At 43.1% G+C, this 12,221-nt stretch carries 8 protein-coding genes; 6 read left to right on the top strand and 2 right to left on the bottom strand.

Going from position 1 to position 12,221, the window contains the following annotated elements; translation table 11 throughout:
* Position 1 precedes the first annotated feature (1 nt).
* Both dxs and DW173_RS23825 read right to left on the bottom strand, forming a co-directional pair.
* A complete protein-coding gene (gene dxs, locus DW173_RS10875; protein ID WP_004301493.1) occupies positions 2–1,906 on the bottom strand; it encodes a 1-deoxy-D-xylulose-5-phosphate synthase in 1,905 nt (634 codons plus the stop codon).
* Positions 1,907–2,174: 268 nt separating this feature from the next.
* A complete protein-coding gene (locus DW173_RS23825) occupies positions 2,175–2,312 on the bottom strand; it encodes a hypothetical protein (RefSeq protein ID WP_153882607.1) in 138 nt (45 codons plus the stop codon).
* Positions 2,313–2,460: 148 nt separating this feature from the next.
* Between DW173_RS23825 and DW173_RS10865 the strand changes: the two genes are divergently transcribed.
* The 6 genes from DW173_RS10865 to DW173_RS10840 all read left to right on the top strand — a co-directional run bounded on the left by DW173_RS10865 (position 2,461) and on the right by DW173_RS10840 (position 12,127).
* Positions 2,461–3,918, top strand: coding sequence for an RNA-binding domain-containing protein (locus DW173_RS10865; RefSeq protein ID WP_118407818.1), 1,458 nt, complete (start codon positions 2,461–2,463; stop codon positions 3,916–3,918).
* A 26-nt stretch (positions 3,919–3,944) separates the two neighbouring features.
* On the top strand, positions 3,945–4,934 hold the full coding sequence (locus DW173_RS10860) for a GSCFA domain-containing protein (protein WP_120144445.1): 990 nt from the start codon (positions 3,945–3,947) through the stop codon (positions 4,932–4,934).
* On the top strand, positions 4,910–7,450 hold the full coding sequence (locus DW173_RS10855; RefSeq protein WP_049701911.1) for a bifunctional UDP-N-acetylmuramoyl-tripeptide:D-alanyl-D-alanine ligase/alanine racemase: 2,541 nt from the start codon (positions 4,910–4,912) through the stop codon (positions 7,448–7,450). The genes DW173_RS10860 and DW173_RS10855 overlap by 25 nt, the downstream gene beginning before the upstream one ends.
* 147 nt (positions 7,451–7,597) lie before the next feature.
* The gene (gene tatA, locus DW173_RS10850) at positions 7,598–7,819 is read left to right on the top strand and encodes a twin-arginine translocase TatA/TatE family subunit (protein WP_004301497.1); all 222 of its coding nucleotides are present in this window, start codon (positions 7,598–7,600) and stop codon (positions 7,817–7,819) included.
* 17 nt (positions 7,820–7,836) lie between these two features.
* Positions 7,837–8,673: a twin-arginine translocase subunit TatC gene (gene tatC, locus DW173_RS10845; protein WP_004301498.1), complete on the top strand. Its 837-nt coding sequence runs from the start codon at positions 7,837–7,839 to the stop codon at positions 8,671–8,673.
* Complete coding sequence (locus DW173_RS10840; RefSeq protein WP_120144444.1) at positions 8,636–12,127, top strand: AAA domain-containing protein; 3,492 nt, start codon at positions 8,636–8,638, stop codon at positions 12,125–12,127. The genes tatC and DW173_RS10840 overlap by 38 nt, the downstream gene beginning before the upstream one ends.
* Positions 12,128–12,221: the final 94 nt, after the last annotated feature.

Raw genomic sequence — 12,221 nt, 5'->3', positions numbered from 1 at the left:
GTCAATTGATAAATTCTTTTATTTTAGTCAGAATCCCTTCTTCATCCATGCCGCACAGTTGGTACAGTTCGGCGACTGCCCCATGTTCTACAAATATATTAGGGATACCGATACGCTTCACGGTCGGTTTGTATTCGTTGTCTGCCATAAATTCGAGGACAGCGCTACCCATACCGCCTTTGATAATTCCGTCTTCGATGGTCAGGATACGTTGGAATTTGCGTCCTGCCTCATGCAACAGCTCTTCATCCAGCGGTTTCAGGAATCGTAAATCGTAATGGGCGATGGACAGACCTAAATCTGCTTCTGCCCGGGTGATGGCACGGGCGGCTACATTTCCTATCGGTCCGATAGTAATCACTGCAAGGTCGCTACCCTCTTTCAGTTTCCGTCCTTTTCCTACCGGGATCTCTTCCAGCGGACATTTCCAGTCCACCAGTACGCCGCGTCCACGGGGGTAGCGGATCACGAACGGTCCCTTGTCCGGCAATTGTGCCGTATACATCAGGCGACGTAATTCATGTTCGTCCATCGGGGAACTGATAGTCAGATTAGGGATCGGGCGTAAACATGCCATATCAAAAGCTCCGTGATGAGTAGGACCGTCTTCGCCAACCAGTCCGGCGCGGTCGAGACACAAAACAACTGGGAGATTCTGAATCGCTACGTCGTGGATGATATTATCATGCGCCCGTTGCATAAAAGAAGAATAGATATTGCAGAACGGTTGCAGTCCGTCTTTAGCCATCCCTCCGGAGAAGGTAACCGCATGTCCTTCGGCAATGCCGACATCGAAAGCGCGTTTCGGCATTTTCTCCATTAGTATATTCATCGAACAGCCGCTGGGCATGGCGGGAGTGACACCGACAATCTTCGGGTTGGCTTCGGCAAGTTCCACCAGTGTATTTCCGAATACGTCCTGGAAAAGCGGGGGCATTCCTTCGGTGTTGGCAATGAAACGTTCGCCGGTGACGGGATCGAATTTGCCGGGAGCATGCCATTCGGTAGCGTGTTTCTCTGCCGGACCGAATCCTTTTCCTTTGATAGTATGCAGGTGCAGGATTTTAGGTCCTTGCATATCTTTGATATCACGTAATACTCTTGCCAGGTTCTTTACGTCGTGTCCGTCTATCGGACCGAAGTAACGGATATTCATCCCTTCAAAAATATTCTGTTGCTGGGCCGCCATTGATTTCAGGCTATTTCCGAAACGAATAAGTGCTTTGCGGCGTTCTTCGTTTAGAATGCCAAGTTTGAATAGCATGCGCGAGAGCTTGAAACGTAGCTGATTATAACGGTTGGAAGTTGTCAGGTTGAAAAGATACTGCTTCATGCCTCCTACGCTGCGGTCGATTGCCATATCATTGTCATTCAGGATAATGAGCAGGTTGTTCGACGTGGCAGATGCGTTGTTCAGTCCTTCAAAAGCCAGTCCGCCACTCATTGATCCGTCGCCGATAATGGCTACTACATGGCGTTTGGCGTCTCCTTTCCGGGCGGCTGCGACAGCCATACCGAGAGCGGCAGAAATCGAATTGGAAGCGTGTCCGCACGTGAAAGTATCATATTCGCTTTCTTCCGGAGACGGGAAAGGGCGGATTCCACCGAGTTTCCTGTTTGTGGAAAATGCTTCACGGCGTCCTGTCAGAATTTTGTGGCCGTATGCCTGATGTCCCACGTCCCATACAATACGGTCGTATGGTGTATTGTAGACGTAGTGCAGAGCTACGGTTAGTTCCACGGTCCCCAGGCTGGCGGCGAAATGTCCGGGGTTGCAGCAGAGTTCTTTAATAATGTCTTGTCTTAGTTCACCGCATACTTCCGGCAGTTGCTCTACGGTTAGTTTACGTAGGTCTTCGGGGTAATTGATGGAGTTTAACAAGTTATATGTTGGTTCACTATTCATGATTCTAGGAAATTTAGTGCAAAAATACGAAAAGAAAGTATATTCGACCTCCTTTTCGGCGAAAAACTTATTTTGTTTCCTACTGTCTAATCAGTCTGTAGTACCAATAATAAATGAATAAATGAGAGTAGGTTAACTATCCAGTTAATCTAAATGGTTACTTTTTATCAATGAACTAATCATTTTACATGTATGTCTTCTTGTTTTATTCCTTTAAATAATGGTTGGCATTCATTGGCTATTTCATCCAATAATTGATTAGAAATATTCATTGATAGCTGATTTGTATGAATGAAATATTGTTCCAGTTCCAGTCGGTATCTATGATACTAAATAAATCAACTCCTTGTATGGATAGTATTCCGTTTTGGTTATCTGCTTTTAGGCTAACTTGTATGTTATTCATATTATGGATAATTATATTTTGCAGTTTGTTGGTTTGATTATCAGATAAAGACAAAGATAAGAAAGTTCTTTTGCTTCTCCAATTATTTGTCATATCTTTATTGTACTTTTGCTTCGAGAAAAAGTTTAAAAAACAATATATTCAATAGATGTCTATTAATGAACTTATAAACCAGTCTGAAGGTCGGCGTTTAGAATTTAAAGGTGAGCTTCCTACAAATTCTGATTTAGCAAAAACTGTAGTGGCTTTTGCCAATGATGCGGGAGGTGAAATTTATATAGGTATCAATGATAACCCGCGACAGATAATAGGGTTGTCCGAAGAAGAATTACCTCGTATTGAAGAGCAAATTAGTAATTTAATATATGATAGATGTTATCCGATTATATTACCTGAAGTCTCTTTTTTAACTATAGAGGACAAACACCTTATTAAAGTGTGTATTTATCGTGGAAGTATGCCCCCTTACTATCTTAAAGATAAAGGGAAGCTGAAAGGAACTTATATTAGGGTTGGTTCAACCAATAAACTAGCTGATGAAACAATTATTGCAGAGTTAGAGCGGAGACGGAGAAATATTTCTTTTGATAGTGAGGTTGTCATGGATAAGTCCGCAGATGAATTGGATATAAGTGGGTTTAAATTACTCTACAAAGAGAAAACAGGTGAAGATTTAAATATTCAAGTGCTTCGTAAACTGGAATTGGTTAAGACTGAACAGGATAAAGAATATCCTACAAAAGCTTTACTTCTATTTTCGGATGATAATTTGCGTAATTCTATGTTTCCGAATGCCAAAGTTGAATGTGCCCGTTTCAAAGGGACAGGAACGGAAGAGTTTTTAGATCAAAAAAGTATTATTGTCCACATTGGGTTACAGGCGGAAGAAACTTATAACTTTGTACTTCGGCATATTAATAAAGCAGCAAATATAGAGGGAGTATATACGGTTTCACGTTGGGAGTATCCAGTGAAGGCAATAAGGGAGATTATCCGTAATGCGATTGTACATAGAGATTATTCTCTGACAGGAAAAGATGTCAAAGTTGCCATATATGATGATATGGTTGAGATCACAAGTCCTGGTCTTTTACCACCCTCTATTGATTATTCGGCAATGGAGAGCCGCCAATCAGATGCAAGAAATAAAGTAATAGCTCCTGTGTTTAAAAGACTTGGCATCATTGACCAATGGGGTAATGGATTGAAAATGGTGGCTGAAGAAATGAAATCTTATCCTGAAATTGATTTATGTTGGAAGGAGGTTGGTTTGTCTTTTCAAGTACAGTTTATTAAAAAGAATTATCAGGAGAATACAAATATGGAAGATAGTGCCGATAATGAACGAAGACCGGCTCAATCTACTACCCAATCTACTACCCAATCTACTACCCAATACACTACCCAGAAATTAACAGAAGCCCAAAATATGATTTTAAGTTATCTAAGAGAACATCCGGAGGCCACACGGGCGGATTTAAATAGTCATATTGAAGGTATAACAGTCGATGGTATAAAATATAACTTGGCACGTTTACAGGAGTTGGGCTTATTAAAACGCGTAGGAAGCAAACGATATGGGTATTGGGTAGTGCTTGGAGAATAGTTTGAAATTTTTAAAGAGAAAATAATATGGATTTCCGTACACAAATAGAGTTACCTGTTGGTTTACCGCCTATTACTCATGCCGGACAAATACTCATGATGGGATCTTGCTTTGTCCAAAATGTAGGGAATTTTTTGAAAGATGCCAAATTTCAATTAGATTTGAATCCTTTTGGTATTCTTTACAACCCTTCTTCTCTTTCTGCTGTTCTGATTGAAATCTTAAAAAGAAAAGTATATAAGAAGGGTGACTTGTTTTTCCATAATGACCTTTGGCATAGTCCTATGCATCATGGTCTTTTTTCTGGACCTACCTTGGAAAGTACATTGCAGAATATCAATATTCGGCTGTTACAAGTTCATCAGGCTATGCAAAAACTTGACTGGCTGATGTTGACTTTTGGAACTGCTTATGTTTATGAGCAGAAAGAAACGGGAAAGGTAGTGTCTAACTGTCATAAACTGCCTGAGAATAAATTTAATCGTAGGCTTCTGTCTGTTGAAGAAATTGTAGAAGATTATACAGCACTCATCACCGAAATGGCCGCCCGGAATCCGGATCTAAAATGGCTGTTTACAGTCAGCCCGATCCGTCATATACGCGACGGGATGCACGCCAACCAGTTAAGCAAATCGACTCTGCTACTCGCCATCGACCGATTGCAACAACTGTTCCCGGAGCGAGTGTTCTATTTCCCCTCTTATGAAATCATATTGGACGAATTACGTGATTATCGTTTCTATGCCGACGACATGTTGCATCCGTCTCCTCTAGCGATTCGTTACCTGTGGGAACGCTTCTCCGAAACCTTCTTTTCTTCTGAAACAAAGCAGGTTATCGTAGCTGTGCAAGACATCCGCCGGGACTTGGCGCACAAGCCCTTTCATCCCGAGTCAGAGGCGTATCAACGCTTTTTAGGACAAATAGTGTTAAAAATAGAACGACTTATCGGAAAATACCCGTACTTAGATTTTCAAAAAGAAACAGAACTATGTCATATGCGATTGAATCCATAGCCAAAAGTATCGGTGCCCGCCGTGTGGGCAAACATAAAGCGACTATTGATTGGCTGCTAACAGACAGCCGCTCTTTGAGTTTTCCGGAAGAAACTCTTTTTTTTGCTTTAACTACCAAACGAAATAGCGGAGCCCGTTATATCCCTGATTTATATGACCGGGGCGTACGTAATTTTGTAATTACGGAAGAAGACTTTAAAGAAGTTGAGAATGGAGAGTTGAGAGTTGAGAGTTCTATGCAGCATGATGGTGCGCAGCCCACTCTCAATTCTCAACTCTCAACTCTCAACTTCCTCATCGTTCCCAATCCTCTGAAAGCTTTGCAGAAGCTTGCTGAAACACATCGTGATAAATTTAAAATCCCTGTGATTGGTATCACTGGCAGTAATGGAAAAACCATTGTGAAGGAGTGGTTGCACCAGTTGCTTAGCCCGGATCGTTGCATCGTTCGTTCTCCACGCAGTTATAATTCGCAGATCGGAGTCCCACTTTCTGTGTGGCAACTTTCTGAAGAAGCCGAACTGGGTATTTTCGAAGCCGGCATTTCCGAGATGGGGGAGATGGGAGCTTTGAAACGAATGATTAAGCCTACTATTGGTATTCTGACCAATATCGGTGGTGCCCATCAGGAAAACTTCTTCTCCTTGCAGGAGAAATGCATGGAAAAGCTAACGCTTTTCAAAGACTGTGATGTCGTGATTTACAACGGTGATAACGAGTTAATCAGCAATTGTGTCGCAAAATCAATGCTGACGGCACGTGAGATTGCCTGGAGCCGTACCGACATTGAACGCCCGTTGTATATCAGCCGTGTGACCAAGAAAGAAGATCATACCGTTATATCCTATCGTTATCTGGAGATGGATAATACTTTCTGTATTCCTTTCATCGATGACGCTTCCATTGAAAATGCACTGAATTGTCTGGCAGCTTGTCTTTACCTGATGACACCTGCCGACCAGATAACCGAGCGGATGGCCCGTCTCGAACCGATTGCCATGCGTCTGGAGGTGAAAGAAGGAAAGAATAACTGTGTACTGATTAATGATAGCTATAATTCAGACCTGGCATCATTGGATATTGCTCTCGATTTCCTTGTACGCCGCTCGGAAAAGAAAGGCTTGAAACGGACGCTTATCCTGTCGGATATACTGGAAACCGGACAAAGTACCGCTACGCTTTATCGGCGTGTGGCACAATTGGTACAGAGTAAAGGTATTAATAAACTGATTGGAGTAGGGCAGGAGATATCTTCTTGTTCCGCCCGTTTTGATGATGATCTCGAACGCTATTTCTTTCCTAACACAGAAGCACTCCTTGCATCCAATATACTCAAATCGCTTCATTCGGAAGTGATTCTGGTGAAAGGTTCCCGCGTGTTCAACTTTGATCTGGTATCCGAAGCCCTCGAATTGAAGGTGCATGAAACCATTCTTGAAGTAAATCTCGGGGCGATGGTAGCCAACTTGAACCATTACCGTTCTATGCTTCGCCATCCGGAAACAAAGATGATCTGTATGGTGAAAGCATCAGCTTACGGAGCCGGTTCGTATGAAATTGCCAAGAGTTTACAGGAACACCATGTCGATTATCTGGCTGTAGCCGTTGCTGACGAAGGTTCCGAACTCCGCAAGGCAGGCATTACCGCCTCTATTATCATTATGGACCCGGAACTTACCGCATTCAAAACCATGTTTGATTATAAACTGGAACCGGAAGTCTATAATTTCCATTTGCTCGACGCACTCATCAAAGCTGCGGAGAAAGAAGGAATCACCAACTTCCCCATTCATGTGAAACTTGATACAGGTATGCACCGTTTGGGTTTTGCGGTGGAGGATATTCCATTGCTCATCCGTCGACTGAAGAATCAGAGTGCGGTGATTCCCCGTTCGGTATTCTCTCATTTTGTAGGAAGTGATTCGTCACAGTTCGACGCTTTCACCCGCGGACAGATTGAATTGTTTGAGAAAGGTTCGCAAGAATTACAGGCCGCCTTCTCTCATAAGATTCTCCGTCATATCTGTAATACGGCAGGAATCGAGCGTTTCCCCGAAGCACAGTACGATATGGTACGCTTGGGAATCGGACTTTATGGAGTCAGCCCGATAGACAATTCGATAATACATAATGTAAGTACGCTCAAGACCACCATCCTTCAGATCCGGGATGTTCCTCAAGAAGATACGGTAGGATATAGCCGGATGGGGCATTTGGTACGCCCTTCCCGCATTGCAGCTATTCCTATTGGTTATGCGGATGGACTGAACCGCCACTTGGGACGCGGCAACGCCTATTGCCTGGTGAACGGAAAGAAAGCTCCTTATGTGGGGAATATCTGTATGGACGTTTGCATGATCGATGTGACGGATATTGATTGTCGGGAAGGCGATCAGGCTATCATCTTCGGTGATGATCTGCCGATTACGGTGTTGTCCGATAAGCTGGAAACGATCCCTTATGAAGTGTTGACAAGTATATCGACACGGGTGAAACGGGTATATTATCAGGACTAATTTTAATGAAGAATGATGAATGAAGAATGGCTACGCGATTATGATGAATCACTCACATCGCGAATTTTTCATTCTTCATTCTTCATTCTTCATTAAAATAATTATCTTTGCATCAGCTATTAAAAACCTCTTATATCAAATAAACTTATGACAAACTTATTATTGTTAGGCTTTTTGCCCAGTGGTTCCGAATGGATTATTATCGCTTTGGTTATCCTTCTTCTTTTTGGTGGAAAGAAAATTCCTGAACTGATGCGCGGATTAGGCAAAGGCGTAAAGAGCTTCAAAGACGGTGTGAACGAAGCGAAAGATGAAATAAACAAGGCAAAAGACGAGTTGGACAAACCTGTAGATCCTTCTAAGAACTAAAAGAGCACAACATACGGATGGCAGAAATGACCTTTTGGGATCATTTGGACGAACTGCGTAAAGTACTTTTTCGAGTAGTTGGAGTTTGGTTTGTATTGGCAATAGGCTATTTTATTGCTATGCCCTACCTCTTCGACCATGTGATACTTGCGCCTTGCCACAATGATTTCATATTCTACGATTTATTACGGCATATCGGTAAAACATTTGATTTGACCGATGACTTCTTCACGCAACAATTTTATGTGAAGCTGGTCAATATCAACTTGGCTGCTCCTTTCTTTATTCACATGTCGACAGCATTCTGGATGTCGGTGGTGACGGCTATGCCTTATATCTTTTTTGAAATATGGCGTTTCATCAATCCCGCCCTTTATCCGAATGAGAGAAAGGGCGTGCGTAAAGCATTGACTATCGGAACACTGATGTTCTTCATCGGTGTACTGTTGGGCTACTTTATGGTTTATCCGTTGACTCTCCGTTTCCTTTCTACTTATCAGTTGAGTTCGGAAGTGGAGAATATCCTGTCGCTCAATTCTTATATCGACAATTTTATGATGCTGATTCTCTGCATGGGATTGGCTTTTGAACTTCCATTGGTTACATGGTTGCTTTCTTTAATGGGAGTGGTCAACAAGTCCTTCCTGCGGAAATACCGCCGTCATGCGGTTGTCGTCATAGTGATAGCTGCTGCTATTATTACTCCGACGGGAGACCCGTTCACCTTGAGTGTTGTTGCTATTCCGCTTTATCTGTTGTACGAGATGAGTATTTTGATGATAAAGGACAAGAAGAAAACAGAAGAGGAAGTTGAAGATGAAGCTGGAGATGAAGTTGCCCTGTCCGAAGAGTGAAGCGATAGAATCTTATGAAATCCTTTTAGCAGTTTGCCGGACGGAAGATGCTTATCTTGCCGTAGGATATAAGCAAATGCGCGACTTGCTGGAGCGTATTTGTCGCGCGCAAATGCAAAACGAAAGCTTACAGATGACCGACCTTTCCGCACGAATCAGTTTCGTGGCGGCTAAGGTCGGTCTTTCTGTTGCAGAGCAGAACCGGCTGCATACTTTCCGGCTCACTTCGAATGCTATCTTGAACCGCCAGCAGGAGCCCAACCGGGAACAACTCTTGCGCGATGCGAAAACATTAGCTTTTTTTATTCGTAAACTCCTGGAAGAGGATATTCCCTTGGAACTATACCGGCTACTTCCGCGTGCGGATGCTACCTACCTGGTTGCGCCTCCTGCCCGCGAACGAGTGCAGCGAATGCGTGTCTGCTTCCAGTATGCCGACGAGCAATATTTGTATGTGACTCCCTTGGACGAAGTCTCGGAGAAACCATATTTAGTTCGTTATAATATCCCTCAAATCAATGAAGAGTTTGCAGAAACGTGCAAACTGCTTTGGCGTCATGCCCAGGTCAATTTATTGGATGTTGCAGTGGATGAGGCGGGAATCCTGACTCCTTCTTTCATTGTACTCGAACCGGATTATTTACTTGACATCAGTTCTTTGGCAGAGTGTTTCCGTGATTACGGGCATCATCCGGCCAATTATTTTCTTTCCCGTCTTCAACCGATCGAAAATGCCCGGCCTCTGTTGCTGGGAAATATAGCCAATCTTTTCCTGGACGAATGGATTTATGCGAAGAGTGAAGACATAGATTATCGTACCTGTATGCAGAAAGCCTTCCGGCGTTATCCTATTGAGCTGGCTGCCTGTTCCGATTTGCGCGACAAAGAGAAAGAACGCCAATTCTTTGAGGACTGCAAACTGCACTTCGATCATATTCGTGAAACGGTCAATGATACCTTTCATGCAGCCGGTTATGAACTGGACAAGACGGATGCCGTGCTCGAACCTTCTTATATCTGTGAAGCACTCGGACTTCAGGGACGTCTCGACTATATGCAGCGGGACATGTCTTCTTTCATAGAAATGAAATCCGGCAAGGCGGATGAATACGCTATTCGGGGCAAGGTAGAGCCGAAGGAGAATAATAAAGTACAGATGTTACTTTATCAAGCAGTCTTGCAATATTCGATGGGAATGGATCACCGGAAAGTGAAAGCCTATTTGCTTTATACCCGTTATCCGCTTCTTTATCCCTCCCGTCCTTCGTGGGCGATGGTGCGTCGGGTGATTGATTTGCGTAACCGCATTGTGGCCGATGAATATGGCGTCCAATTACGCAACAGTCTGGAATATACGGCACAAAAACTGGAAGAAATCAATGCCTCCACCTTGAATGAAAGAGGATTGAAAGGACGTTTTTGGGAAACATATCTGCGTCCCTCTATTGATAACTTTCAATCGAAACTGAAAGCTCTTTCTCCACTGGAAAAGAATTACTTCTATGCGGTGTACAACTTCATTACAAAGGAACTTTATACCTCAAAATCCGGTGATGTGGATTATGAAGGACGTACTGGGGCAGCTTCTTTATGGCTTTCTACATTAGCGGAGAAATGCGAGGCCGGAGAAATCATTTATGATTTGAAAATAAAGGAGAATCATGCTGCCGATGAACATAAAGCCGGACTTACTTTTTCTTTCTTTAAAAAGGAAAAAGCTGGGAAAACTTTGTTGAATGAAGCTGCCGTAAATGGCATTACCGGAGATAAAGCTATTGGAAATGATATTACCGGAAATGAAGCCTCTGCAAGTAAGACTGTCAGAAGTGAAGCTCTTGAAACAGAGACTTCTCTTCCTAATTTCCGTCAAGGCGACGCCATTATCCTTTATGAACGTAACCGCGATACAGATAACGTCACCAATAAAATGGTTTTCAAGGGCAATATTGAATATTTGACAGAAAACGAAATAAGTATCCGCTTACGTGCTACCCAGCAGAATCCATCCGTACTTCCTGCCGAAAGCCTTTATGCGATAGAACATGATACAATGGATACAACATTCCGCTCGATGTATCAGGGGTTATATATTTATCTTTCTGCAAGGAAGGAGCGGCGTGACTTATTGTTGTCACAGCGTCCTCCTCGGTTTGATGAATCATTGGATTCCATGATTTCCCGTTCGGAAGACGATTTTACGCGAATCGCCTTGAAAGCAAAAGCCGCACAGGATTATTTCCTTCTTATCGGGCCTCCGGGAACAGGCAAAACTTCATGTGCCCTGAAGAAAATGGTAGAGACTTTTCATGCAGATAAAGATGCGCAGATTCTTTTGCTTTCATACACCAACCGGGCTGTCGATGAGATATGCAAGTCGCTGGCTTCCATTGCTCCGGCTGTTGATTTTATACGTGTGGGAAGTGAATTATCATGTGATGAAGCCTACCGCGGGCATCTGATTGAAAATGAATTATCCTCTTGTAACCGTCGTTCGGAAGTGTACGAACGCATCCGGAATTGTCGGATTATTGTGGGAACGGTAGCGGCTATTTCCGGCAAACCGGAACTGTTTCGTTTGAAGCATTTTGATGTAGCCATTATTGATGAGGCTACCCAAATATTGGAACCGCAGTTGTTAGGCATCCTCTGTGCACGTGGAGAAGACGGAAAAGATGCAATAGATAAGTTTGTGTTGATCGGAGATCATAAGCAACTGCCTGCTGTGGTACAGCAAAATACGGAGCAATCGGCTATTTATGATGAATCTTTACTGTCTATCGGGTTGACCAATTTGAAAGATTCCTTGTTTGAACGCCTCTACCGGAACTGTACTGCAACGGTTCATCGTTCCTACGATATGCTATGCCGTCAAGGGCGAATGCATCCGGAAGTTGCTTTGTTTGCTAATCGTGCCTTTTATGGAGGGCGTCTGATCCCTGTCGGCCTACCTCACCAAATAGAATCATCCGATACCATCTGTCGTTTGGCTTTTTATCCCTCTGTGCCGGAGAAGGCCGGAGCGTCTGCAAAGATCAACTATTCGGAAGCACGTATTGTTGCCGACTTAGCTGTTCGCATTTATGAAGATCATCAGGCAGATTTTGACGAATCCCGTACTTTAGGGATCATTACCCCTTACCGGAGTCAGATAGCATTGATAAAAAAAGAAATAGAATCATTAGGTATTCCAGCTCTGAACCGAATCCTGGTTGACACAGTAGAACGGTTCCAGGGAAGCGAGCGTGATGTAATAATCTATTCCTTCTGTGTCAACTACCCTTACCAACTAAAATTTCTATCCAATCTGACGGAAGAAGAGGGTGTTTTGATCGACCGGAAACTGAATGTTGCCTTGACCCGTGCAAGAAAACAGATGTTCATTACAGGAGTTCCCGAACTACTCGAACGCAATCCACTCTATAAAAGTTTATTAAAATTAATAGAAAGCTTCTGAAAAATTGCATCATTTTGCAGATGTTAGTTTTTATTCTCTCTTTATGCAATTCATTAACACCTCTATGTTGAACAAACGCCTATATTTGCAACAC

The organism is Bacteroides sp. AM16-13 (assembly GCF_003602705.1).
GTDB lineage: Bacteria > Bacteroidota > Bacteroidia > Bacteroidales > Bacteroidaceae > Bacteroides > Bacteroides xylanisolvens.
Note: the sequence above shows the minus strand (reverse complement) of the source record. Positions and strands in the feature narration are given on the sequence as shown.